Annotated in this window: 19 protein-coding genes and 1 pseudogene; 18 read left to right on the forward strand and 2 right to left on the reverse strand. The window is 70.5% G+C overall.

The genetic code is table 11. The features are described from left to right. The first annotated feature begins 2 nt into the window (after nucleotides 1-2). Complete coding sequence (locus tag GU5_RS17330) at nucleotides 3-1,529, forward strand: RIP metalloprotease (RefSeq protein ID WP_010523717.1); 1,527 nt, start codon at nucleotides 3-5, stop codon at nucleotides 1,527-1,529. 30 nt (nucleotides 1,530-1,559) lie between these two features. On the opposite strand, the gene GU5_RS0101020 is transcribed toward GU5_RS17330, so the two are convergent. Next, nucleotides 1,560-2,804 (reverse strand): ROK family transcriptional regulator, encoded by a 1,245-nt coding sequence (locus GU5_RS0101020; protein WP_050806543.1) that lies wholly within the window; start codon nucleotides 2,802-2,804, stop codon nucleotides 1,560-1,562. Between the two features lie 197 nt (nucleotides 2,805-3,001). On the opposite strand from GU5_RS0101020, the gene GU5_RS0101025 reads away from it, so the two are divergent. The 17 genes and pseudogenes from GU5_RS0101025 to GU5_RS0101105 all read left to right on the forward strand — a co-directional run bounded on the left by GU5_RS0101025 (nucleotide 3,002) and on the right by GU5_RS0101105 (nucleotide 22,918). Beyond that, entirely contained in the window at nucleotides 3,002-3,733 is a 732-nt protein-coding gene (locus GU5_RS0101025) for a sugar phosphate isomerase/epimerase (RefSeq protein WP_010523719.1), read from the forward strand. Nucleotides 3,734-3,807: 74 nt separating this feature from the next. Continuing rightward, a complete protein-coding gene (locus GU5_RS0101030) occupies nucleotides 3,808-4,962 on the forward strand; it encodes a Gfo/Idh/MocA family protein (RefSeq protein WP_010523720.1) in 1,155 nt (384 codons plus the stop codon). Between the two features lie 67 nt (nucleotides 4,963-5,029). After that, nucleotides 5,030-6,364 carry an ABC transporter substrate-binding protein gene (locus tag GU5_RS0101035; protein WP_010523721.1) on the forward strand — a complete coding sequence of 445 codons (1,335 nt, stop codon included), beginning with the start codon at nucleotides 5,030-5,032 and terminating at the stop codon, nucleotides 6,362-6,364. Between the two features lie 167 nt (nucleotides 6,365-6,531). Then, nucleotides 6,532-7,551: a carbohydrate ABC transporter permease gene (locus tag GU5_RS0101040; protein WP_010523722.1), complete on the forward strand. Its 1,020-nt coding sequence runs from the start codon at nucleotides 6,532-6,534 to the stop codon at nucleotides 7,549-7,551. Next, nucleotides 7,544-8,383, forward strand: coding sequence for a carbohydrate ABC transporter permease (locus GU5_RS0101045; protein WP_010523723.1), 840 nt, complete (start codon nucleotides 7,544-7,546; stop codon nucleotides 8,381-8,383). The genes GU5_RS0101040 and GU5_RS0101045 overlap by 8 nt, the downstream gene beginning before the upstream one ends. Before the next feature lie 86 nt (nucleotides 8,384-8,469). Next, nucleotides 8,470-9,537, forward strand: a complete 1,068-nt coding sequence (locus tag GU5_RS0101050; protein WP_010523724.1) for a Gfo/Idh/MocA family protein — start codon at nucleotides 8,470-8,472, stop codon at nucleotides 9,535-9,537. 59 nt (nucleotides 9,538-9,596) lie between these two features. Further along, nucleotides 9,597-10,620: pseudogene (locus GU5_RS15735) on the forward strand (sugar phosphate isomerase/epimerase family protein). Between the two features lie 152 nt (nucleotides 10,621-10,772). Beyond that, nucleotides 10,773-11,921, forward strand: a complete 1,149-nt coding sequence (ispG, locus tag GU5_RS0101060; protein ID WP_033227686.1) for a flavodoxin-dependent (E)-4-hydroxy-3-methylbut-2-enyl-diphosphate synthase — start codon at nucleotides 10,773-10,775, stop codon at nucleotides 11,919-11,921. Then, complete coding sequence (locus GU5_RS0101065; protein ID WP_029513906.1) at nucleotides 11,896-12,807, forward strand: DUF4081 domain-containing GNAT family N-acetyltransferase; 912 nt, start codon at nucleotides 11,896-11,898, stop codon at nucleotides 12,805-12,807. Before ispG ends, GU5_RS0101065 begins: the two co-directional genes overlap by 26 nt. 81 nt (nucleotides 12,808-12,888) lie before the next feature. Continuing rightward, complete coding sequence (locus tag GU5_RS0101070) at nucleotides 12,889-13,944, forward strand: LacI family DNA-binding transcriptional regulator (protein ID WP_237704637.1); 1,056 nt, start codon at nucleotides 12,889-12,891, stop codon at nucleotides 13,942-13,944. A gap of 122 nt (nucleotides 13,945-14,066) precedes the next feature. Further along, on the forward strand, nucleotides 14,067-15,383 hold the full coding sequence (locus tag GU5_RS0101075) for an extracellular solute-binding protein (protein WP_033227660.1): 1,317 nt from the start codon (nucleotides 14,067-14,069) through the stop codon (nucleotides 15,381-15,383). Beyond that, nucleotides 15,380-16,357 carry a carbohydrate ABC transporter permease gene (locus GU5_RS0101080; protein ID WP_010523730.1) on the forward strand — a complete coding sequence of 326 codons (978 nt, stop codon included), beginning with the start codon at nucleotides 15,380-15,382 and terminating at the stop codon, nucleotides 16,355-16,357. The genes GU5_RS0101075 and GU5_RS0101080 overlap by 4 nt, the downstream gene beginning before the upstream one ends. Then, complete coding sequence (locus tag GU5_RS0101085; RefSeq protein ID WP_010523731.1) at nucleotides 16,357-17,247, forward strand: carbohydrate ABC transporter permease; 891 nt, start codon at nucleotides 16,357-16,359, stop codon at nucleotides 17,245-17,247. The genes GU5_RS0101080 and GU5_RS0101085 overlap by 1 nt, the downstream gene beginning before the upstream one ends. A gap of 120 nt (nucleotides 17,248-17,367) precedes the next feature. Then, nucleotides 17,368-18,918: an alpha-N-arabinofuranosidase gene (locus GU5_RS0101090; protein WP_010523732.1), complete on the forward strand. Its 1,551-nt coding sequence runs from the start codon at nucleotides 17,368-17,370 to the stop codon at nucleotides 18,916-18,918. Between the two features lie 220 nt (nucleotides 18,919-19,138). After that, nucleotides 19,139-20,182: a hypothetical protein gene (locus GU5_RS0101095; protein ID WP_010523733.1), complete on the forward strand. Its 1,044-nt coding sequence runs from the start codon at nucleotides 19,139-19,141 to the stop codon at nucleotides 20,180-20,182. Between the two features lie 101 nt (nucleotides 20,183-20,283). Further along, a complete protein-coding gene (locus tag GU5_RS0101100) occupies nucleotides 20,284-22,089 on the forward strand; it encodes a proline--tRNA ligase (RefSeq protein ID WP_010523734.1) in 1,806 nt (601 codons plus the stop codon). Nucleotides 22,090-22,105: 16 nt separating this feature from the next. Then, nucleotides 22,106-22,918, forward strand: a complete 813-nt coding sequence (locus tag GU5_RS0101105) for a TSUP family transporter (RefSeq protein WP_010523735.1) — start codon at nucleotides 22,106-22,108, stop codon at nucleotides 22,916-22,918. Between the two features lie 84 nt (nucleotides 22,919-23,002). On the opposite strand, the gene GU5_RS16145 is transcribed toward GU5_RS0101105, so the two are convergent. Beyond that, on the reverse strand, nucleotides 23,003-24,133 hold the full coding sequence (locus GU5_RS16145) for a hypothetical protein (RefSeq protein WP_029513909.1): 1,131 nt from the start codon (nucleotides 24,131-24,133) through the stop codon (nucleotides 23,003-23,005). Nucleotides 24,134-24,418 lie beyond the last annotated feature (285 nt).

The raw sequence follows: 24,418 nt of genomic DNA on the forward strand, positions 1-24,418 counted from the left end.
CCATGGACATGCTGCTGGTGACCGCCGGAGTGCTGATCGTGGCGCTGGGCATCGCGCTGTCCATCGCGCTGCACGAGATCGGGCATCTGCTGCCGGCCAAGCTGTTCAACGTCCGTGTCACCCAATACATGGTCGGCTTCGGCCCCACGCTCTGGTCCAAGCGCCGCGGCGAGACCGAGTACGGGATCAAGGCGATCCCGCTGGGGGGCTACGTGGCGATGATCGGCATGTATCCGCCGCCGGAACGGCGGCCGGGCGACGACGCCGAGGCCGGATCGGAGTCCGACGCCGACGATCCGCCGCCGACGGACGTGCCCGCCGAGTGGGCCGCCGAGTACGCCGAGGCGCCCGGTGCGCCGGGGCAGGCCGGCGTCGCCGAGGAGTCCGGCGGAGTCTCCGGCCCCGAGGAGCGGCGCCCCGCCGGCACGCGCACCATCGCCTCGCAGTCCACCGGGCTGTTCCAGCAGCTCTCCTCCGACGCCCGGCAGACCGCCGCCGAGGAGCTGCAGGACGGCGACGAGGACCGGATGTTCCACCGGCTGGCGGTATGGAAGCGGATCATCATCATGCTCGGCGGCCCGGCGATGAATCTGGTCATCGCGCTGGCGCTCACCGCCGGCACGATCTCGCTGCACGGGACCGCCGAGCCGACCACCCAGCTGCGCACCGTCTACGAATGCGTCGCCACCGAGGACGCCGTCTCCGGCGGGCAGCAGAGCTGCGGCCCCGGAGACCCCGCCGGGCCCGCCTATGCGGCCGGGCTGCGCCCCGGCGACGAGATCGTCTCCTTCGCCGGCACCCGGGTCGACGGCTGGGACGAGCTGACCGGGCTCATCCGGGACGCGGCGGGGACGACCAGCTCCATCGGGTATGTGCGCGACGGCGAGAAGCACGCCGCGCAGATCACGCCGATCCGCGCCGAGCGGCCGGTCACCGGCTCGCTGGGCCGGGCCGAACGGGACGGTGCCGGGGAGATCGTCACTGAGGAGGTCGGCTTCATCGGCGTCGGCGCCGACCAGGCGATGGTCCGGCAGCCGCCCTGGGAGGCCGTCCCGCAGGTCTACCAGCAGTCCACCGCGGTCTTCGGGGTGGTCGCCGAGCTGCCGATGCGGCTCTACGACGTCGCGCTGGCGACCTTCACCGACGCCGAGCGCGACCCCGACGGGCCGATGAGCGTCGTCGGCGTCGGACGCATCGCCGGCGAGCTCTCGGTCCAGGATCAGATCCCGCTCGAGTCGCGGCTGGCCACGCTGGTGTCGCTGGTGGCCGGGGTCAACGTCGCGCTGATGGTCTTCAACCTGATCCCGTTGCTGCCGCTCGACGGCGGCCATGTCGCCGGCGCGCTCTACGAGGCGCTGCGCCGTCGGCTGGCGAAGCTGCGCGGAAAGCCGGACCCCGGGCCCTTCGACCTGTCGAAGATGCTGCCGCTGACCTATGTGGTCGCCGCGCTGCTGCTGGGGATGGGCGTGCTGCTGATCCTCGCCGACATCGTCGAGCCGATCCGGCTCTTCAGCGACACCGACCCCTGATCGGGGCGCCGGGCCGCCGCCCGATGCTCCTCAGCCCGCCGCCGGCGCAGTCGAGGAGGTCGTCGAGCTGTCCGCCGCGGCCGCCAGCGCGTCGACGCCGGCGGGGGAGAGGGCGTGGTGCAGCGCCAGGATGCTGGCACCCCGGGTGCCGGCCCCGTGGTGTTCGACGGCCTGGCGGATGTCGAGCTGCTGAGTCGCCAGCGGCATCGCCCGCTGGAAGACCACCTCGCGCACGCCGGCCAGCAGATGCTCGCCGGCGGCGGCCATCCGCCCGCCGACGGCGATCACCTCGGGGTTGAGGAAGCTGATCGAGGCCGCCAGCACCTCGCCGAGGTCCCGGCCGGCCTGCCGGACCGCGCCCATGGCCTCGAGGTCCCCGGCGTCGACCAGCCGGACGACGTCGCCGCCGGTGGCCACCTCGGCGTGGCCGGCCTCGCGCAGGATCGCCGCGATCCGTGAACCGGAGGCGACCGCCTCCAGGCAGCCCTCGTTGCCGCAGCGGCAGAAGATCCCGTCTCCCGAGCTGACGCGGACATGGCCGATGTCGCCGGCGATGCCCTGAGCTCCGCGCTGCAGCCGTCCGCCGGAGATGATGCCGGCGCCGATGCCGGTGGCGACCTTGACGAAGAGGAAGTGCTCGGCGCTGCGGCTGAGCTGGCTGTGCTCGCCGAGGGCCATGATGTTGACGTCGTTGTCCACCAGCACCAGCGCGCGCAGGTGCTGGCGGAACCAGCCCGGCACGTCGAAGCCGTCCCATCCGGGCATGATCGGCGGGCGGCTGGGGCGGCCGGTGCCGAAGTGCACGGGTCCGGGCAGGCCGATGCCCACCGCCATGATCGCGCCGCGCTCGCGGCCGATGCGGGTCAGCAGCTCGTCGGCGCGCTCCAGCACGCGTCCCAGCAGCTGCTCGGGGCCGGCGGCGATGTCCACCGGCTCCTCGGCGGCGGCGAGCTGCCGGTTGAGCAGGTCGCAGACCGCCAGGCGCAGGTGGGAGGCGCCCAGGTCGACGGCCAGCACGAGCCGGGCCTCCGGGATGAGGGCGACGCGACGGGGCGGCCGCCCGCCGGTGGAGACACCGTCGGTGGCCGAGCCGACCAGGCCCAGCTCGGTGAGCGCGGCCAGCCGATCATTGATCGTCGAGCGGGCCATGCCGGTCCGGTCGGCGAGTTCGGTGCGCGTCTTGGGCGTGCCGTCGCGCAGCAGCTGGAACACGCCGCTGGGGCCGCTGGGGCCGCCGGCGCCGAGGGGGCTCGGGAGCAGGTGGTCGGTCTCCATGATCATCCAGTGAATCACACTTCTCACACTGATCGCCCATGTACCGGTGATTTTTTCCGAAGTTCTGTTGACCTTCGACAAAAGTGCGAATAGTGTGACGAGGGCAACCCGGCCGTGATGCCGATCACATGATGCGGAGCGCTCGACGACGGACTCGCCGAGCCCCGACCGCGATGCGAAGGAGCGACAGCCTCGACATGAAGACCCCCTCCATCCAGCTGTACACCGTGCGCGAGGCCCTCGACGCCGATCCGGCCGCCACGCTCGAGCGCCTGGCGACGATCGGCTTCTCCCAGGTCGAGCCCTTCGGACTGGACTCCCGCGCCGCCGTGCTGGTCGAGCCGCTGCGCCGCCTCGGACTGACCGCGCCGACCGCCCACGTGAAGCTCGTCGACGGCGACCCCCGGGCGGCCTTCGACGCCGCCGAGAGCCTCGGCGTCTCGACGGTCATCGACCCGATGATCGACCCGCGGCGCTGGACCGCTCGCGAGGACGTCGAGGGCATCGCCGCAGAGCTCCGCGGGATCGCCGAGCAGGCCGCCGACCGCGGGCTGCGGGTGGGATACCACAACCATGCCTTCGAACTGGAGAACCGCATCGACGGCGCCCCGGCGCTGGAGATCTTCGCCGCGGCCGTCGGCGATGCGGTCGATCTGGAGGTCGACACCTACTGGGCCGAGGTCGGCGGCGTCTCCGCAGTCGAGCTGCTGTCGCGGCTGGGCGAGCAGGTGGTGGCCCTCCACGTGAAGGACGGCCCGCGCACCCGGGAGAACACCGACCAGGTCGCCGTCGGCTCCGGAGACTTGCCCGTCGCCGAGATCCTCGCCGCCGCCGAGCACGCGCTGCCCGTCGTCGAGCTGGACGACCACGACGGCGAGATCTTCGCCGCCGTCGAGGCCAGTCGCCGCTTCCTCGACGGCCTCGGCTGACCCCTCCGCCCACGCCGCCGCCCGATCATGATCGCGCTCACCCCCTGATCAACGCTTCGAAGGAGCATCACCGCGTGAACACCAGCACCAGTCCGCAGACCGCCTCCCGCCCCGCCGGCTCCGGACCCGCCGGCTCGGGGCCCGTCGGCGTCGGCATCGTCGGCGCCGGGACGATCTCCGAGCAGTACCTGGGCAACCTCACCCGGTTCCCGGACCTCGACGTGCGCTTCATCGCCGACATCGACGCCGCCCGCGCCGCCGAGCGTGCCGCCGACTGGGGCGTGCCGGGCTCGGGCAGCTATGAGGAGCTGCTCGCCGACGACGCGATCGAGATCGTGGTCAACCTGACCATCCCCGCCGTCCACGTCGACGTCGCCCGCCAGGCCGTCGAGGCCGGCAAGCACGTCTGGGGCGAGAAGCCCTACGCGCTGGACCGCGAGTCCGGTCGCGAGCTGAGGCAGGCGGCCGAGGCGGCCGGCGTCCGCGTCGCCGTCGCGCCGGACACGTTCCTCGGCGCCGGGCTGCAGACCGCCCTGCGCCAGATCCGCGACGGCGCGGTGGGCACGCCGCTGACGGGTCTGGCGCTCTTCCAGGTCCCGGGGCCGGAGTCCTGGCATCCCAGCCCGGAGTTCCTCTTCGCCCGCGGCGGCGGCCCGCTCTTCGACGTCGGGCCCTACTACCTGACCACCTTGGTGCAGGTCTTCGGCCCGGTGCGCCGGGTCGCGGCGACGTCGTCGACCGCGCGGAGCAGCCGGGTGATCGGCAGCGGCCCGAAGGCCGGCACCGAGTTCGACGTCGAGGTCCCCACCCACCACAGCGCGCTGATCGAGTTCGAGTCCGGCACCAGCGCGCAGGCGGTCTTCAGCTTCGACTCGAAGCTGCCGCGCGCCGGATTCGTCGAGATCGCCGGCACCGAGGGGACCGCGGTCTTCCCCGACCCCAACGAGTTCGGCGGCGAGACCACGCTGCACACCGGCGACGGCGAGTCGCGGACCGTCGAGCCGACGGGCACCTTCACCACCCGCGGCACCGGCGCGGCCGATCTGGCGCGCTGCCTGCGCTCCGGCCAGACAGAGCGGGTCCCCGGGGAGCTGGCCTTCCACACCCTGGACATCATGGTCGCCATCACCGAGGCCGCCGAGTCGGGGCAGTTCGTCGAGGTGACCTCCACTGTGGAGCCCTCCGCGCTGCTGCCCGACGGCTGGGACCCCACCGAGCGCACGCTCTGATCCGTCGGCACGCACCTGTGAACCGCACATCACCGCACCACCACACGAGAGAAGGACACCGATCACCATGGCCACCATCCGCCGCACCGCATCCGTGCTGTCCGTCGCCGCGCTGAGCACCGCCGCCCTGGCGGGCTGCGGCTCCGGAGAGGCCGAAGAGGTCGACACCGGCGACATCTCCGGCACCATCACCTACTGGGCCTCCAACCAGGGCGCCTCGATCACCGAGGACGAGGAGGTCCTGACCGAGACCATCGACCGCTTCACCGAGGAGACCGGCGTCGACGTCGAGCTGGAGGTCATCCCCTGGAGCGACCTGCAGAACCGCATCCTCACGGCCGTCTCCTCCGGCAACGGGCCAGATGTGCTCAACATCGGCAACACCTGGGCGACCTCCATGCAGGCCACCGGAGCGTTCATGCCCTGGGAGGGCGACGCGCTGGAGACCATCGGCGGCGAGGACCGCTTCCTCCAGTCCAGCTGGGCCACCGGCGGCGCCGAGGGAGAGACCCCGACCTCGGTGCCCCTCTATGCGCTGAGCTACTCGATGTACTACAACACCGAGATCTTCGAGGAGGCCGGCATCGAGGAGCCGCCGGAGACCTGGGACGAGTTCGTCGAGGTCGCCCAGGAGCTCACCCAGGACACCGACGGCGACGGGTCGATCGACCAGCACGGCTTCACGATGGCCGGCTCCTCCTACACCAACAACGCCCATCAGGCCTTCATCCGCGGCCTGCAGCACGGCGACACGCTCTACACCGAGGACGGAGAGCCGCAGTTCGCCGCCGACGGCATCGTCGCCGGCGTCAAGGAGTGGGTGGACCTGATGGCCGAGGACGAGGTCGTCGCCCCCGGCGACGCGGAGCTGACCAACGGCAGCGAGTCGGTCCAGCAGGTCGCCTCCGGCGATGCGGCCATGGTCTTCGACCAAGCGCCGGGCAACGTCTTCAACAACCGTGACTTCGAGAACTATGAGGCCGCCCCGATCCCGATGCTCGACGCCGACGCCGAGGGCATCGAGGCTACCCAGTCCCACGTCGCCGGCATCAACATCAGCGTCTTCGAGAACTCGGACAACAAGGACGCCGCCGTCGCCTTCGTCGACCACATGACCAGCAACGAGGAGCAGTCCTACCTCAACCAGGAGTTCACCGCCCTGCCGGTGGTGAACGAGGTCTATGACGAGGAGGAGGCCTTCCAGACCGAGGAGATCCAGCTGAAGCAGGACATCCTGGAGAACCACGCCCGGCCGATGCCGCTGCAGACTTCCGAGGCGCAGATGGAGACGACCGTCGGCACCGCGATCCGGGACCTGCTGGCCGACGCCGCGCAGGGCACCGAGATCAGCGAGGACGACGTCCGCTCCGCGCTCGAGGATGCGCAGACCCAGATGGACTGATCCTGATCCCGGTTCCGACTCCGGTCCCCGCCCCGGTACCCACCCCGTTCTGATCCCCGTCCGCGACGTCGGAGGCGGCGTGACGCCTCCGAGGTCCCGTGCCGCACGGCGGCCCGGCTGATGCCGAGCCGCCGTGCGGCGCGGGACGACTGGAAGGAAGAGACCTCATGGCTGCACCACAGGGCGTGCGTGCTCCGCGCGAGGAGCGCAGGCGACGCCGCCGCGAGAAGAAGGCCCAGGCCGCCGTCGCCAATCAGGTGGTCCAGACCGCCGGCGGCGGCTGGCGCACCCGGATCTTCCCCTATGCCCTGATCGCGCCGGCCAGCGTGATGGAGCTGCTGATCCACATCATCCCGATGATCCTGGGCGTGTGCATCGCCTTCCTCGGGCTGACGCAGCTGACCATCGGCAACTGGACCGAGGCGCCGTTCGTCGGCATGGAGAACTTCATCGAGGGGCTCGACCCCGCCGGCGCGATCGGAAGCCAGTTCTACGCGGCACTGCTGCGCACCGTCGCCTACACGCTGATCAGTCTCGCGCTGGCCTGGGCGCTGGGCATGTTCGGCGCAGTGCTGCTGACCTCCAAGGTCCGCGGCCGGGGCTTCCTGCGGACGCTGTTCCTCACCCCGTACGCGCTGCCGCAGTACGTCGGCGCGATCGCCTGGGCGTTCATGTTCAACCAGTCCGACGGCGCGGTGAACCGCTTCCTCGTCGACGACCTGGGCATCCTCGACGATCGCCCCTTCTGGCTGCTCGGCGACAACGCCTTCTGGGTGCTGGTCATCGTCACCGTCTGGCAGTTCTGGCCCTTCGCCTTCCTGATGCTGCTGGCGGCGCTGCAGAACATCCCCACCGACGTCTACGAGGCCGCGGCGATGGACGGCGCCAGCACGTGGAAGCAGTTCACCACCATCACCCTGCCGATGATCCGCCAGGCCAATCTGGTCATGCTGCTGATCCTGGGGCTGTGGATCTTCAACCAGTTCAACATCCCCTACGTGCTGTTCGGCTCCGGATCCCCGGACGAGGCCATGCTGGTCTCGCCGCTGATCTACGAGCAGTCGTTCAACTACTGGAACTTCGGCCTCGGCGGCGCGATGAGCACCCTGCTGCTGGTGCTGCTGCTGGTCGTCTCGGCCGTATACATCCGACTCGTCATGCCGAAGGGGAAGCAGCTCAATGATTGAGACCCGTGGATTCAAGATCCTGCGCGCCTTCGGGCTGGTGTTCCTCAGCGCCGTGGTCCTGGTGCCGCTGTTCGTCGTCGTCATCACCAGCCTGAAGCCGCTGGAGGACGTCCAGGGCATCTTCACCTGGATTCCGTCGGAGATCACCTTCCAGCCGTATCTGGACATCTGGAAGACGGTGCCGCTGGCCGACTACTTCCTCAACAGCCTGATCGTGGTCTGCATCGCCACGGCGTTCTCCGTGGTCATCGCCGTCCTGGCGGCCTACGCGCTCTCGCGGTTCCCGTTCAAGGGGGCCCGGACGTTCAGCCTGATGGTGCTGTCGACCCAGATGTTCCCCGGCATCCTGTTCCTGCTGCCGCTGTTCCTGATCTTCACCCAGCTGCAGCGCACCGTCGGGATCCAGCTCAACGGCTCCCACCTGGGGCTGATCATCACCTACATGACCTTCTCGCTGCCCTTCGCCATCTGGATGCTCGCCGGCTTCTTCGCCTCCATCCCGAAGGACCTGGAGGAGGCCGCGCTGATCGACGGCACCACCCGGATGGGGGCGCTGTGGCGGGTCGTGCTCCCGGTGGCCCGCCCGGGCATCGTCGCCGTCTCGGTCTACTGCTTCATCACCGCCTGGGGCGAGGTGCTCTTCGCCTCGGTGATGACCAATGCCGACACCCGCACGCTGGCCGTGGGACTGCGGGCCTACGCCTCGCAGACGGACGTGTTCTGGAACCAGCTGATGGCTGCCTCGGTGGTGGTCTCGCTGCCGGTGCTGATCGGCTTCATGATCGTCCAGCGGCACCTGGTCACCGGACTCTCCACCGGAGCCGTGAAGTGACCCGCCCCGACTCCGACGGCGTCCCGGTCCGCGGGCCGGGGCGCCGTCCGCGCAGATCAGACGCGCAGAGAAGAGAGGTACTCGAAATGCAGAAGCTGACAGTCGGCATCGTCGGCGGCGGGTTCATGGGGCGCGTGCACAGCCATGCCGCCCGCGCGGCCGGAGCCGAGGTGGTCGGGGTGACCTCCTCGAGCCCCGAGCGCTCGGCCGCGGCCGCCGGACAGCTGGGCACCGCCGCCGTCGACGACGTCGCCGAGCTGGTCGAGCAGGTCGACGTCGTCCACGTCTGCTCGCCCAACGCCGCCCACGCCGGTCATGTGCGCGCCGCGCTGGACGCCGGCCGACACGTGGTCTGCGAGAAGCCGCTGGCCCTCGACGCCGCGGAGGCCGACGAGCTGGCCGCCCGCGCCGAGGCGGCCGGCGTCGTCGCGGCGGTGCCCTTCGTCTACCGCTTCCATCCGATGGCCCGGCAGGCCGCCGCCCACGTGGCTGCCGGCGAACTGGGTCGGCTGCTCACCGTCCGCGGATCCTATCTGCAGGATTGGATGCTCGACCCCGAGGCCGGCAACTGGCGGGTGGATCCGGCGACGGCGGGGCGCTCGCGGGCCTTCGGCGACGTCGGCTCGCATCTGGCCGATCTGCTGGAGTTCCTCTCCGGAGACCGGATCGTCCGGCTGGCCGCGGCGACGACGATCGCGCACCCGCGGCGCGGCGGCGTCGACGTCACCACCGAGGACGCCGCGGCGCTGACGGTGCAGCTGCGCTCCGGGGCAGTGGGCTCGCTGATGGTCTCGCAGGTCGACGCCGGCCGGAAGAACGCGCTGACCCTGGAGCTGGCCGGCACCGAGACCAGCGTGGTCTTCGACCAGGAGCATCCCGACGAGCTGTGGATCGGCGGGGTCGAGGCCTCGCGCACTGTGACGCGCGACGCCCCGGCGCTGGCCGCCGACGCCGCCCGGCTGAATCTGGTCCCCGCCGGGCATCCGATGGGCTACCTCGACGCCTTCACCGCCTTCGCCCGGGACGTCTACGCAGCAGTCGGCGGCGAGACCCCGCACGGGCTGCCGAGCTTCGCCGACGGCGCGCGGGCCAACGCGGTCATCGATGCGGTGGTGGCCTCGGCCGAGCACGGCGGCTGGGTGGACCTCGACTGAGCCGTCCCCCGCACGCAGGATCGACGACAGCACCGACGACAGGAGAGGAACGTACGACGATGAGCTACACGCAGCAGGCCTCGCACCCGGTGACGCTGTTCACCGGGCAGTGGGCCGACATGGAGTTCGAGGAGCTGGCCCGCCGAGCGGCCGAATGGGGCTACGACGGGCTGGAGATCGCCGCCTCGGGCGACCACCTGGATCTGAAGCGCGCCGACGAGGACGACGACTACCTGCAGTCCCGCCTGGACATCCTCCAGGAGCACGGGCTGAAGGTCTGGGCGATCTCCCACCACCTGGGCGGCCAGGCGGTCTGCGACGACCCGATCGACTTCCGCCACCAGGCTATTCTGCGCGACTATGTCTGGGGCGACGGGGACCCCGACGGGGGTGCGCGCCCGCGCGGCCGAGGACATGAAGCGCTCGGCGCGCGTGGCGCGCAAGCTCGGCGCCGACGTCGTCGTCGGCTTCACCGGCTCGCAGATCTGGAAGTACGTGGCGATGTTCCCGCCGGTCTCCGCCGACGTCATCGACGCCGGCTACCGCGACTTCGCCGACCGCTGGAACCCGATCATGGACGAGTTCGACGCCCAGGGGGTGAAGTTCGCCCTCGAGGTCCATCCCTCGGAGATCGCCTACGACCATTGGACGACGGTCCGCACGCTGGAGGCCATCGGCCACCGCGAGGCCTTCGGGCTGAACTGGGACCCGTCACACATGTACTGGCAGGGCATCGACACCGTGGGGTTCATCACCGACTTCGCCGACCGGATCTACCACGTCGACTGCAAGGACACCCGGCTGCGTCCGGCCACCGGGCGAGCAGGGCTGCTCGGCTCACATCTGCCCTGGGGCGACCCGCGGCGGCGCTGGGACTTCGTCTCCACCGGACACGGCGACGTGCCCTGGGAGGACGCCTTCCGCGCGCTGAACCACATCGGTTACGACGGGCCGATCTCCATCGAGTGGGAGGACGCGGGCATGGACCGGCTGCACGGCGCCGCCGAGGCGGTCGGCATCATCCGCGACCTGCTCTGGAAGCGGCCCGAGGCCTCCTTCGACGCGGCCTTCTCCCAGCAGTAGGGGAGGCGGCGCCCCGGGGCGGGATGCCGGGTACGAGGCGGGAATGGGCCGGACTCGGCCGGGCGGCGTACCATGGGAGCAGCCGGGTCCACCCCCGACCAGAGACAGAAGTCCACATCTCAGGAGTGTCTGTGACCGCCATCAACCTCGGCATGCCGGCGTCCCCGCCGCCGGTGCTCGCGCCGCGTCGGACGACGCGCAACTTCCAGGTCGGCGACGTCGGCGTCGGCAGCGACCACCCGATCTCGGTGCAGTCGATGACGACCACCAAGACGCATGACATCAACGCCACGCTGCAGCAGATCGCCGAGCTGACCGCCTCGGGCTGCGACATCGTCCGGGTGGCCTGCCCGACCGACAAGGACGCCGAGGCGCTGCCGATCATCGCGCGGAAGTCGAAGATCCCGGTGATCGCCGACATCCACTTCCAGCCGAAGTACGTCTTCGCCGCGATCGAGGCCGGCTGCGGTGCGGTGCGCGTGAACCCGGGCAACATCATCAAGTTCGACGACAAAGTCGGCGAGATCGCCCAGGCCGCGAAGGACGCCGGCGTCTCGCTGCGCATCGGCGTCAACGCCGGCTCGCTGGACAAGCGGCTGATGGACAAGCACGGCAAGGCCACTCCGGAGGCGCTGGTCGAGTCCGCCGTGCGGGAGGCCGCGCTCTTCGAGGAGCACGACTTCCACGACTTCAAGATCTCGGTGAAGCACCACGACCCGGTGGTCATGGTCCAGGCCTACGAGCAGCTCGCAGAGCGCGGCGACTGGCCGCTCCACCTGGGCGTGACCGAGGCCGGTCCGGGCTTCCAGGGCACGATCAAGTCGTCCACGGCCTTCGGCTCGCTGCTCTCGAAGGGCATCGGCGACACCATCCGCGTCTCGCTCTCGGCCCCGCCGGCCGAGGAGGTCAAGGTCGGGGCGCAGATCCTGGAGTCGCTGAACCTGCGGCCGCGGAAGCTGGAGATCGTCTCCTGCCCGTCCTGCGGACGTGCGCAGGTCGACGTCTACAAGCTGGCCGACGAGGTCACCGCCGGCCTGGAGGGCATGGAGGTCCCGCTGCGCGTGGCCGTGATGGGCTGCGTGGTCAATGGTCCGGGCGAGGCGCGCGACGCCGACCTGGGCGTGGCCTCGGGCAACGGCAAGGGCCAGATCTTCGTCAAGGGCGAGGTCGTCCGGTCCGTGCCCGAGGACCAGATCGTGGAGACGCTGATCGATGAGGCGAACCGCCTCGCGGAGGAGATGGATCTCGACGCCGATGGAGATGCTCCGGCAGCGGGTGCCCCTGTGGTCTCCGTCAGCTGACACGCTCGCCGCGCGGATCCGCGCCGCCGCCGACGGGGCGGTGCGGATCCTCGAGGAGGACGACGCCCCGGCTCTGCGGCGCCTGCTGGACGCAGAGCCGATCTCCTCTGCCTCAGTGGTCACAACGCTCGAGGCTCGGGGAGGGGCCGGCCCCGCGGACGGCCGCGGCGGGCCGCTCTTCCTGGGCATCGACGCCGAGACCCGCGGCGGCGCGGCCGGCGAGCTGGCCGCCGCCTGCTGGGTGGGCTCGAACATCAACCCCGTCGGCGCCGACGAGCATGACGCCGAGCGCTTCGGCCTGGCCATCGGAGCGATGCGCCGGCGCGTCTCGTCCATCTACGGTCCGTCCGCGGCGGTGCTGGAGCTCTTCGACGCCGCCGGCTGGCGCAGTCCGCGCGACATCCGCGGGGTGCAGCCGCTGATGGCCACGGACCGGACCCCCGACGTCGCCCCGCTGCCGGGGGTGCGCCCGGCGCTGCCGGAGGATTTCGACGTCGTCGAGCCGGCCTGCGCGGCGATGTTCACCGAAGAGCTGGGCTTCTCGCCCTATCGGCACGGCGCGGCCGGCTACCAGGAGCGGATCCGTCGGCTGATCGCCGACGGGCACGCGATGGTGCTGCTCGACCCGGTCACCGGCGAGGTGGTCTTCAAGGCCGAGTTCGGCGCGGTCACCGATCATGTGGTCCAGGTCCAGGGGGTCTGGGTGCGCCCCGCCGACCGCGGCCGCGGCCTGTCCGCACCCGGGATGGCCGCCGTCGTCGAGCATGGTCTGCAGCTGGCCCCGACGGTCAGCCTGTATGTGAACAGCTACAACGCCGCGGCGCTGCGCACGTATCGGAAGGTGGGCTTCGAGCAGGTCGGCACCTTCTCCACGATCCTGTTCTGAATCCGCCGCGGCCCGCGAACGGCCCACGCCGGGCCTGGACCGATCCCGCGCCGGAGGTCGGGCGGGGATATGCTGGCGGACATGCCGCCCCGCAGCTCCCGCGCCACGATGAAGGACGTCGCCGCATTGGCACGCGTCTCGCCGAAGACGGTGTCCAATGTGGTCACCGGTTCGGCTCAGGTCAGCGAGCCCACGCGTCAGCGCGTGGAGGACGCGATGCGGCAGCTGGACTTCGTCCCGAATCTCAGCGCCCGCACGCTGCGCAACGGGCGCACCGGCATCATCGGCGTGGCATTGCCGGATCTGGCCACCGCGTTCTCGGCGACTCTGGCCCATGAAGTGGTCGACGTGGCCCATCGGCGCGGGCTGGCGGTCCAGATCGAGGAGACCGCGGCCGAGCCCGAGCGGGAGTATGAACTCGTCTCCAGAGCTCGTACTCACCTGATCGACGGTCTCATCCTGAATCCCGTGCGTCTCGAGGACTCGGTGATCGAACAGGTCGACCATCTGCCGCCGGTCGTGCTCATCGGCGAGGTCGAGCAGCACCTCACCGACCGGGTGTTCGTCGAGTCCCGTGCCGCCGCGCGGGAGATCACCACGCACGTCGTGGGACGAGGGGCGCGTCGCATCGCCGTGCTCGGCGGTGCGACGGACGGGCGCGACGGAAAGGCGACCTCGGGGCTGCGACTTCAGGGATATCTCGAGGCGCTCCGCGCCGCTGGGCTCGAGGCTGACCCCCGGCTTCAGATCCAGCTGCCGGAGTGGACCATCGCCGGGGCCGCGGCCGGCATGGAGGAGCTGCTGGCCCGGGAGGTGTCCTTCGACGCCGTCGTCACCTTCACCGACACCATCGCCTTCGGTGCGTTGCATGTGCTCAGACGGAGGGGAATCCGCGTGCCGGAGGACGTGCTCCTCACCGGCTTCGACGACGTCGAGCACGCCGCCTTCACGAATCCGCCGCTGACGACCATCGCCTTCGACCACCGGGATTACGCGGTCGCCGCCCTGGATCTGCTGGCCGCCCGGCTCGACGACCGACGGCGCGAGACCACAGCCCGGACGATCCCGCACCGTCTCATCGCCCGGGAAAGCACCGGCCGTCCCGGCACGACGCCGCGCGGGCACCGACCGGACTGAGCGCGACGGCCCGAGTATATCGATGAAAGAAATGTCTCGATGTGTCTTGTCTCACCATTTACAACGATGTAAGGTCGCTGGCAGCCACGTCACAACACGACGAAGTGGAGGATGGCAGTCCCATGATCACCAGACGACAGCTGCTCGGCGGAGTCGGAGCCCTCGCGGGCGCCGGGGCTCTGGCCGGCTGTTCCCCCACCGGTGCTCCACCGGGTGCTGACACTTTGCAGTTCTGGCATCTGCTGAGCGGCGGCGACGGCGTCACCATGCAGTCGCTGCTCGATCGCATCAATGAGTCCCAGGACGACTATTTCGTCCGGCCGACGGTCCTGGAATGGGGCACCCCGTACTACACCAAGCTGGCCATGGCCGGCTCGGGTGGCCGCGCGCCGGAGGCGGCGATCATGCACTCCTCGCGCGTGCCGGGCTACGTCCCCGGCGGGCTGCTCGACCCCTGGGACACCGGCCGGCTCGCCGAGCTCGGCGTCAGCCGAGACACCTTCACCGGGCCGATGTGGAACAACAGCCTGGTCGGCGACCAGCTCTACAGCGTCCCGCTGGACGCCCATCCATTCATGATGTTCTCGAACCGTGAGGTGCTGCGTCAGGCCGATGTCCTGGAGGACGGGGGCTTCCCCGCGGTCAGCACCCCGCAGGACTTCGTGGACGTGCTGCGCGAGATCACGGCCGCCGCGCCGGAGCACGGCCTCTCCTACGGCTTCATCGGTGACGGCGCACAGATGTGGCGGCTCTTCTACACGCTCTACGCCCAGCACGGCGCGGAGATGTCCTTCCCGCAGGGCGGTTCGGCGCAGATCGACGACGAGGCCGCCGTCGAATCCCTGAGGCTGATGAGCCAGCTCGTCGACGGTGAGATCGCCAGTTCGCAGGGGACCATCGACGCCGGCATCGCCGAGTTCTCCGCCGGCAGCAGCGGGCTGCTGTTCAGCGGCGTATGGGAGCTTCCGCCGATGCAGGACGCCGGCATCGACGTGAACATCGAGATGATCCCGCCGGTCTTCGGGCAGCATGCCGTCTACGCGGACTCCCACGCCTTCGTGCTGCCGCACCAGCAGGATCCCGATCCGGAGAAGCGTGAGGACACCTACGCCTTCGTCGCCGAGCTGCTGAAGAACTCCTTCGACTGGGCCGGCGCCGGGCACATCCCGGCCTACGTGCCCATCACCGAGGATCCTCAGTATGACGAGCTGCAGCCGCAGGCGAACTATGCCGGTGCGGCCGATCACATCGTCTACGACCCGAAATCCTGGTTCACCGGATCGGGCGCGAACTTCCAGGCCGACTTCGGCCAGGTCGTCCAGGACTCGATCCGAGGGGGCGACGGCTTCCAGGAGGCGGTCGACGGCCTGCGCTCCATGGTGGACGCGATCCTCGCCGAGCCGAACCCCGTCGACCCTGAAGGGACGTGGAACCCATGAGCATGGCTCCGCAGACTGCCCATCCTCCGCTCCCGGCGGCGCGCGCCGGGGCGACCGAGCCGGCCGCCCCGATCACCGCCGAGGCCGAGGCCAGCGCTCGACAGGCGCGGAAGAAGAACCGGCTGGTCGCCCTGGCCTTCCTGGCGCCGTTCCTGGTCGCCTTCCTGCTCTTCGTGGTGTGGCCGATGCTCCACGGCTTCTACCTGAGCTTCACCAATCAGTCGCTCACCGGAGCCGGAGGAAACTTCATCGGTGGGGGAAACTACGCCGAGGCCTTCTCCGATCCGAAGGTGTGGGGCTCGATCCGCAACACGGTCTGGTTCACCATCATCTCCACCGTGCCGCTGGTGATCATCGCGATGGCCATGGCGCTGCTGGTGAACACTGGTCTGCCGGGCCAGTGGCTCTGGCGGCTGTCCTTCTTCATGCCGTTCCTGCTGGCCTCCACGGTCATCTCGCAGATCTGGAGCTGGCTGCTGGACCCGGAGATCGGACTGGCCAACGAAGTTCTGCAGACGTTGGGCTTCGAGCCGGTCGCCTGGCTGCAGACTCCGCATCTGGATCTGATCTCGATCACCATCGCGACGGTCTGGTGGACGGTGGGCTTCAACTTCCTGCTCTATCTGGCCGCGCTGCAGAACATCCCGGAGGTCCAGTACGAGGCCGCCGCCGTCGACGGCGCCAGCCGGTGGCGACAGATCCGGTCGATCACCATTCCGCAGCTGATGCCGGTGACCGGAGTGGTCTTCGTGCTGCAGATCCTGGCCTCGCTGAAGCTCTTCGACCAGGCCTACCAGATGCTCGGCGGCGTCTCCTCGGACACGTCGCGGCCGATCGTGCAGTACATCTTCGAGGCAGGCTTCGTCGGCTATGAGTTCGGCTACGCCGCGGCGATCTCCTACGTGTTCTTCGCGCTGATCGTCGTGGTCGGCATCGTCCAGATGACCATCGTCAACCGCCGGAAGGGGGAGTGATGACGACAGCAACCTCCGTCGCCGACGTCACCGACATCAAGCGTCAGGCCAAGCCCGGAGAACGGCGCTTCGGTCCGGCTCGCATCGCCGCCTTCTCCGTGCTGCTTCTGATGGCCCTGACCTGGCTCTTCCCGTTCTTCTGGGCTGTGGTCACGTCGTTCAAGACCGAGCCGGACGCCGCATCCGGTCGCATCTCGCTGATCGGTGAGGGCGGCATCTCCATGCAGGCCTACGAGAAGGTCCTCAGCGAGGGCAACATCTACATCTGGGCGTGGAACAGTCTCTGGACTTCGCTGGTGATCACGGTGATCACCGTGGCGATCTCCGCGCTGGCCGCCTACGCCTTCTCCCGGCTGCACTTCCGCGGACGGACCACGCTGTTCTTCGCGGTGATCGCCTCGATCATCGTGCCGCCGCAGGTGCTGATCATCCCGCTGTACTACGAGATGCTGGCCTTCAACCTGGTCGACACTCCGTGGGGGCTGATCCTGCCGCAGATCGTCATGGCGCCGATCGTGCTGATCCTGAAGAAGTTCTTCGACGCGGTGCCGATCGAGCTGGAGGACGCCGCCCGCGTCGACGGCGCCGGCCGGCTCAGGGTCTTCCTCTCGGTGGTGCTGCCGCTGTCGCGGCCGATCCTCGGCGCAGTGTCGATCTTCGTGTTCATCCAGGCATGGAACAACTTCCTCTGGCCGTTCATCGTGCTCAACGACACGCTGCTGATGACCCTGCCGGTGGGTCTGCAGACGGTGATGAGCGCCTATGGCGTCGAATATGCCCAGGTGATGGCCCAGGCGGTGCTCGCCGCGCTGCCGCTGATCCTGGTGTTCCTCTTCTTCCAGCGCCAGATCGTGCAGGGCGTGGCCACCACCGGCTTCGGCGGCCAGTGAGCCCATCCCGGTCCGTCGTCGGGGTTCTCCCCGGCGGCGGGCCGCCCGGGCCGCCCGGACCGTCCGGTCCCGGCAGAGCCGGACACTCTTTCGAAATCAACATGTAAGGACAGGAGACTCATGACAACTGCTCATCTGACCGTAGACCGCGCATTCACCGTCGCGGAGGTCCCCCACCGGCTCTTCGGCTCGTTCGTCGAGCACATGGGGCGCTGCGTCTACACCGGCATCTACGAGCCGGGCCACCCGCAGGCCGACTCCCGCGGATTCCGCCAGGACGTGATGCAGCTGGTCCGCGAGCTGGGCCCGACGGTGGTCCGCTACCCGGGCGGCAACTTCGTCTCCGGCTACCGCTGGGAGGACGGCGTCGGCCCGGTGGAGGACCGTCCGGTGCGCATCGACGGCGCCTGGCACACGGTGGAGACCAACGCCTTCGGCCTCCACGAGTTCGTCGAGTGGGCCCGTGAGGCCGACGTCGAGATCATGGAGGCGATCAACCTCGGCACCCGCGGCGTCGAGGAGGCCCGGGCGCTGGTGGAGTACGCCAACCACCCGCACGGGACCTACTGGTCGGACCTGCGCCGGAAGAACGGCGCGGCCACCGGGACCACCCAGGATCCCTTCGACATCAAGCTGTGGTGCCTGGGCAACGAGCTCGACGGCCCCTGGCAGATCGGGCACAAGACCGCCGACGAGTACGGCCGGCTGGCCCAGGAGTCGGCCAAGGCCATGAAGCTGGTCGACCCGGACATCGAGCTGGTCGCCGTCGGCTCCTCCAATCGGCAGATGCCGACCTTCGGCAGCTGGGAGCACACGGTGCTGTCGCACACCTACGAGGAGGTCGACTACATCTCCATGCACGCCTACTACCAGGAGCACGACGGCGACGCCGCGTCGTTCCTGGCCGAGGCGGTGGACATGGACGCCTTCATCGACGGCGTGGTCTCGACGATCGACGCCGTCAAGGCCGCCGGCAAGCACTCCACACAGGTCGACATCTCCTTCGACGAGTGGAACGTCTGGTACCAGACCGGCCTGGACACCGAGGACCAGCCCCATCAGGTGGCCAAGGGCTGGCAGAAGCACCCGCGGCTGATCGAGGACGCCTACAACGTCACCGACGCCGTCGTCGTCGGCACGCTGCTGCACTCGCTGCTGCGCCACGGTGACCGGGTGAAGATCGCCAACCAGGCCCAGCTGGCCAACGTCATCGCGCCGATCCGCTCGGAGGAGGACGGTCCGGCCTGGCGCCAGTCGATCTTCTGGCCCTTCGCCCGCATCGCGGCGAAGGCCCGCGGGCAGATCATGCGCCTGGCGGTGGACTCGGAGCAGGTCCCGACGAAGAAGTTCGGCGACGTCGACGCCGTCGACGCGACGGTGACCTGGGAGGAGACGGCCGGCAAGCTGGTTCTCTTCGTGGCCAACCGCGGGCTCGAGGAGGCCGCCGACGTCGACCTGAACCTCAACGGTCTTCAGGCCTCCGCGATCAGCAGCGCCGAGGTGCTCGCGGTGCCGGAGGGCGGGGACCGGCTGACGGCCAACTTCCTCGACAGTCAGGATGCCGTCGGGCTCAAGCCGCTGACCGACGTCGGACTGCAGGACGGACGCCTGCATGTGACGCTCCCGGCGATGTCCTGGGGCGTGGTGGAGCTGGACGTGGCCGCCGGCTGAGCGTCCGGCCGCGAGTCTCCTCAGGGCGGGCCGCAGGTGAGCTGATGCTGACCTGCGGCCCGTCCGCGCGTCTGCGGGACCGCGGCGGAGGCGGGAGCGCATACTGAACAGTGCTCGTCCCGGCGTCGACGTCGGCGGCGACCCGTACCGATCCTCAGCGTCCCGGAAGGCAGTGGTCATGGCCCGTGCTGATCGTGGCCCCCTCGGCCGACGGCGGCCCGTGCGCGGCGTGCTCGCGCTGGCCGCCGCGACGAGTCTGGCCCTGGCCGGCTGCGGTCAGGATCCCGCCGCCGTCGAGCAGGACTCCGGCGACGAGGCGCTGCCGGATCCCGGAGGAACGGAGCAGCTCACCGCGCCCGAGCCCTCCGGCGATCAGCGCTCCCATCAGGCCATGCGCGAGGCGCTGCGCTCGGTCTACGACGCGGCGACGCTGACCGACACGAACGATGTGCTGCCCGGCGCCCGCGACCTGGAGACCGAGCTGCAGCGTCTGGCGGTGGACCCGCAGGAGTGCAAGCAGCATGTGGTCACCTCCGCGATGCCCGTCCCCGACGACGCGCTGATCGCCGCGGCGCAGGTCTCGGCGGGGGAGTCCGGGTCGGACGAGGACGACTCCGAGAGTTCCGGCGGGTCGGAGGATGCCGGCGGGTCGGGGGACTCGGCCGGCTCATCGTCCGGGCCGCTGACCGCCGGCCGCGAGGCGACGGTGATGTCCTTCCTCGACGTCGAGGCCGCCGCGGCGAGGATCGACGGCGAGCAGGAGGGCGTGGAGAACTGTCCGAGCTACACCACCGGCCGCTCCTCCGGCTCCGACGGTGAGGAGGGCGACGGCGTCAGCACCGAGACCACGATGCAGGAGGAGCCGGTGCGCACCGCCGCGGAACAGGGCTTCGCGGTGATCCGCGAGGTCTCCGGCGGCGGCTCGACGAGCCGCTCGGTCAACGTGGTGCTGCGCGAAGGTGCCCAGCTGGTCACCGTCTCCGCGTCCGTCGACGGTGAGCTCAGCTCCGATGCGACGGAGGATGCTGTCGAGGCGGTGCAGGAGGAGGCCGCCCGCGTGCTGGGCGAGGTCTCCGACGAGGATCTGAGCCTGGAGGAGGAGCCCGAGGACGATTCGGGAGACGACGGTTCGGAGGGGGCCGGCGACTCCGGCGACGGGAGCTCCGGCGAGGAGGACAGTTCCGACGGTTCCGACGGTTCCGACGGTGACGGCGTATCCGGCGGCTCCGACGACGGCGACGACTCCGACGGCGACCAGGGCTGAGCGGACGGCGCGGTCGGGGAGCGGCGCCGGGCCGTGGCCGGCGTCGGCCTTTAGTAGACTTCCGGGAGCATCCGTCCCCGCGCCCCGGAATCGAGTAGAACGTGCCTCTGAGACTCTCCTCCCTCTTCCTCCGCACCCTGCGTGACAATCCCGCCGACGCCGAGGTCGCCAGCCACCAGCTGATGGTGCGCGCCGGCTACATCCGCCGCGCGGCGCCGGGGATCTACTCGTGGCTTCCGCTGGGCATGAAGGTGCTGCGGAATCTGGAGGAGATCGTGCGCGAGGAGATGGAGCACATCGGCGCGCAGGAGGTGCACTTCCCCGCGCTGCTGCCGAAGGAGCCCTATGAGGCCACCGGCCGCTGGGAGGACTACGGCGACAACATGTTCCGCCTGCAGGACCGCAAGGGCGCCGACTACCTGCTGGCGCCCACCCACGAGGAGGTCTTCACCCTGGCGGTGAAGGACCTGTACACCTCGTACAAGGACCTCCCGCTGTCGATCTACCAGATCCAGACCAAGTACCGCGACGAGGCGCGTCCGCGGGCCGGACTGCTGCGCGGCCGCGAGTTCATCATGAAGGACTCCTACTCCTTCGCCCTGGAGCAGGAGGATCAGGATGCCGCCTATTCGGCCCACCGCGCGGCCTATCTGCGGATCTTCGAGCGCCTGGGCCTGGACGTCGTGCCCGTCGACGCCGTCTCCGGGGCGATGGGCGGCTCGGCCAGCGAGGAGTTCCTCTTCCCCTGCGCCGTCGGTGAGGACACCTTCGTCGAGTCCGACGGCGGCTACCGCGCCAATGTCGAGGCGGTCACCACGGTCGCCCCGGAGCCGGTCGACGCCTCCGGGCTGCCGGCCGCCGAGGTCCACCACACCCCGGGCACCGACACCATCGAGACGCTGGTCGCCGCCGCGCAGGCCGATCACCCGCGCCCGGACCGCGCCTGGACGGCGGCGGACACGCTGAAGAACGTGGTCATCGGCGTCGACGTGCCCGACGGCGGCCGCAAGGTCGCGGTCATCGGTCTGCCCGGCGACCGAGCTGTGGATCTGAAGCGCATCGAGGCCGCCGTCGGCGAGCACCTGGGCGCGGCCGGCGAGGTCGCCGTCGAGGCCGCGACCGAGGCCGACCTGCGCGCGACCCCGGGGCTGGTGCGCGGCTACATCGGTCCGGGGCTGAGCCGCGAGGAGCCGGTGCTCGGCGTCGAGGGCTCCACCGGCGTCCCGTACCTGGTGGACCCGCGCGTGGTCGAGGGCACCAGCTGGATCACCGGCGCCAACGCGGCCGACCAGCACGTCTTCGGCCTGGTCGCCGGCCGGGACTTCAGCTGGGACGGCGTCATCGAGGCCGCTGAGGTCAAGGAGGGCGACGAGGCGCCCGACGGCTCCGGCCCGCTGCGCACCCGCCGCGGCATCGAGCTGGGCCACATCTTCCACCTGGGCACCGGCTACGCCGAGGCGCTGGGCCTGAAGGTGCTGGACGTCGACGGCAAGCTGTCCACCGTGACCATGGGCTCCTATGGATTCGGCGTCACCCGCGTGCTGGCCGCCCTCGCCGAGGCCAACCATGATGAGAAGGGGCTGATCTGGCCCGGCTCGATCGCTCCGGCCGATGTGCACGTGGTCGCCACGGGCAAGGACCAGGCGATCCACGACGCCGCCGAGCAGCTGGTCGCCGACCTCGAGTCGGCGGGGGTCTCCACGCTCTTCGACGACCGGCCGAAGGTCTCGCCGGGGGTGAAGTTCTCCGACGCCGAACTGCTGGGCGTGCCCACCATCGTGGTGGTCGGCCGCGGCCTGGCCGATGGGAACGTGGAGCTGAAGGATCGTCGCAGCGGCGAGTCCGAGCAGGTGCGGCTCGACGGCGCGGTCTCGGTGATCGCCGAGCGCGCCGCCGCGCTGCGATGAGCCGCGGCGCGACGCCGTGGAGCTGATCGCCGATCTGCTGAGCACCTCCTTCGACGGCGTCTCCTGGGTGACGCTGGTGCTGCTGATCCTGGTGGGATTCAGCGCCGGCTGGGTCGACGCCGTCGTCGGCGGGGGAGGACTGCTGCAGCTGCCGGTGCTGCTGACGGTGCCGGGCATCAGCCCGGTGCAGGCGCTGGCGACGAACAAGCTGGGCTCGATCTTCGGCACCACCACGTCGGCGTTGACCTACATCCGGCGAGTGCGGCCGAGTCTGCGCACCGCCGCGCCGACGGCGCTGGCCGCCCTGGCGGCGAGCTACCTGGGGGCGAAGGTCGCCGCCTGGCTGCCCGAGCAGGTGATCACCCCGGTCATCGTGCTCGCCCTGCTGGGCGTGGGGATCTTCACCGCGGCCAAGCCGCAGGTCGGCAGGCTGGAGCGGCTGCGCCACGTCGGGCTGGGACACCTCGCCCGGGCCGTCGGCGTCGGGGCCGTGGTGGGCTTCTACGACGGCGTGCTGGGCCCGGGCACCGGGACGTTCCTGATCATCGGGCTGGTCATGGTGCTGGGATTCAACTTCCTCAACGCCTCGGCGCACGCGAAGATCGTCAACGCCGCGACGAACCTCGGCGCGCTGCTCTCCTTCGGCCCGGCCGGGCACGTGCTGGTCGGTCTCGGGCTGCTGCTGGGCGCGGCGAATCTGCTGGGCGGCTACACCGGCGCACGGATGGCCATCGCGAAGGGGTCGCAGTTCGTCCGCGTCATCTTCCTGGTGGTGGTCTTCGCCCTGGTCGCCAAGCTCGGCTGGGATCTGCTGGCCGAATGGTTCTGAGGTGGCGGCGGGTCTGACTCCGCGTCTCGGAGGCGCGGTCCCGCTGCGCCGCGCGTGCTCGGCGTCGTCGGCCGTTCCTTCGGGTCAGCCGCGCGGCGCACCGGCCTGGTGCAGGATTCTCCGCAGGGCGCGCGGCTGCCGCAGCTCCGGCCATCCCCAGCGAGCGACGCCGTGTCCCAGAGCTCGGAGCCCGTCCTCCCGGCGCTTCTCCGCGATCACGACGTCGGCGGGGTCGAGGCCGGTGAGGTCCTGGGCGCGGGAGTACTTCACCTCGCCGTCGAACTCGCCGACGAGTCCAGCCTCGGGCCAGAAGAAGTCGACCCGCGCCAGCCTCCCGTCCGGCAGCCGGAACTCGACCTGCAGCTCTGGTGGAGCGAAGCCGAGCTCGGCGATCAGCACGCGGGAGACAGACTCGCCGATCGATTCGGCGCGCGGATCGGCGAATCCGCGCAGCTGCTGCCAGCGGCGGGCCCGTCGGAGGGGGAGGAGCTCGGCGTCGGCGGCGAGCGTCTCGTCGAGCAGCGGCGGCAGGTGCGGAGCCCGGCGGGCGGATCCGAGCGCGTCGAGCACGCCGACGGCTGAGCCGGTGCCGAGCCGGGGGACGGTGTCCAGCAGCACCTGCGGCAGCGGCTCGAGCTGCACGGGGATCGACGGCGGTCGCCAGAGGTCGCCGTCGGGGATCTGCGACGACACGGCGACGCCGGAGGTCTCGCCGTCTCGCCGCATCCACTCCGGGGCGAGGGAGCGCTGCAGCGCGAACCCCTGCAGCGCATTCCGCCCCCTGGTGTGCGGCTGGGCGCCGTCGTCCGGGACGTCCGACAGTCGGCGGATCGTCGCGGGGCCGGCGGCGCCGGTCAGCGGGCCGGGCGGGCGTCGGCCGGATTCCTGAGGGCGGGTGGTGCGCCGATGGACGGCGTCGGGGGTCCGCGGCAGCGGCAGGCCGTGGAGCAGCAGGGCCGTCTCTCGGCAGAACACGGCGGCGGGGTGGTGCAGCGCCGTCGCCGCCGTGGCGACGAGGTGGCGGTCCCACGGCGGGAGGGCCATCCAGGCCTCCGCGTCGAAGTAGACGCCGCGGCGGATCCGGAGCAGCTCGCCCCGGGCCACGGCGGCGCTGAGCTCGACGGACTCGTGCGATCCGTCAGGTCGAGCCCGAGCACGGACAGGGCGGGCGTCGACGGTGCGGCGCCGCGTCGAGTTGCTGGTCGATGAGGTCATGGCGCGACTGTGCCGCACTCGGCGTAGTCGTCGCCTGCCGAATCGGGGATCTGTGGAGAAGCCCCGTCTGCTCCTGCACAGGGTGCTGCCGCGGGTCGGCGGCCGGTCCCGACGGCATCTCCCGCGCCGTCCGGTGTTCGTCCGATGTTCGCCGGTCCCGATCCGGAACCGCGCGTTCCCGCCCGGTCCCGTCCGTCCCCGTCTCGCCTCTGTCCGACCCTGCCTGGCCCGCCTGGTCCCGTCTCGCTCGCGGTGGCGCCGTTTCTCCTCGTCGAGTTCGTCGGA

Source organism: Nesterenkonia sp. F, assembly GCF_000220985.1.
Lineage (GTDB): Bacteria > Actinomycetota > Actinomycetes > Actinomycetales > Micrococcaceae > Nesterenkonia.

What these genes read in the sequence shown, in the direction of transcription:
- GU5_RS17330 (WP_010523717.1), top strand. Translation starts at nt 3, where the DNA reads ATGGACATGCTGCTGGTGACCGCCGGAGTGCTGATCGTGGCGCTGGGC.
- GU5_RS0101020 (WP_050806543.1), bottom strand. Translation starts at nt 2,804, where the DNA reads ATGGAGACCGACCACCTGCTCCCGAGCCCCCTCGGCGCCGGCGGCCCC.
- GU5_RS0101025 (WP_010523719.1), top strand. Translation starts at nt 3,002, where the DNA reads ATGAAGACCCCCTCCATCCAGCTGTACACCGTGCGCGAGGCCCTCGAC.
- GU5_RS0101035 (WP_010523721.1), top strand. Translation starts at nt 5,030, where the DNA reads ATGGCCACCATCCGCCGCACCGCATCCGTGCTGTCCGTCGCCGCGCTG.
- GU5_RS0101040 (WP_010523722.1), top strand. Translation starts at nt 6,532, where the DNA reads ATGGCTGCACCACAGGGCGTGCGTGCTCCGCGCGAGGAGCGCAGGCGA.
- GU5_RS0101045 (WP_010523723.1), top strand. Translation starts at nt 7,544, where the DNA reads ATGATTGAGACCCGTGGATTCAAGATCCTGCGCGCCTTCGGGCTGGTG.
- GU5_RS0101050 (WP_010523724.1), top strand. Translation starts at nt 8,470, where the DNA reads ATGCAGAAGCTGACAGTCGGCATCGTCGGCGGCGGGTTCATGGGGCGC.
- ispG (WP_033227686.1), top strand. Translation starts at nt 10,773, where the DNA reads ATGCCGGCGTCCCCGCCGCCGGTGCTCGCGCCGCGTCGGACGACGCGC.
- GU5_RS0101070 (WP_237704637.1), top strand. Translation starts at nt 12,889, where the DNA reads ATGCCGCCCCGCAGCTCCCGCGCCACGATGAAGGACGTCGCCGCATTG.
- GU5_RS0101075 (WP_033227660.1), top strand. Translation starts at nt 14,067, where the DNA reads ATGATCACCAGACGACAGCTGCTCGGCGGAGTCGGAGCCCTCGCGGGC.
- GU5_RS0101080 (WP_010523730.1), top strand. Translation starts at nt 15,380, where the DNA reads ATGAGCATGGCTCCGCAGACTGCCCATCCTCCGCTCCCGGCGGCGCGC.
- GU5_RS0101085 (WP_010523731.1), top strand. Translation starts at nt 16,357, where the DNA reads ATGACGACAGCAACCTCCGTCGCCGACGTCACCGACATCAAGCGTCAG.
- GU5_RS0101090 (WP_010523732.1), top strand. Translation starts at nt 17,368, where the DNA reads ATGACAACTGCTCATCTGACCGTAGACCGCGCATTCACCGTCGCGGAG.
- GU5_RS16145 (WP_029513909.1), bottom strand. Translation starts at nt 24,133, where the DNA reads ATGACCTCATCGACCAGCAACTCGACGCGGCGCCGCACCGTCGACGCC.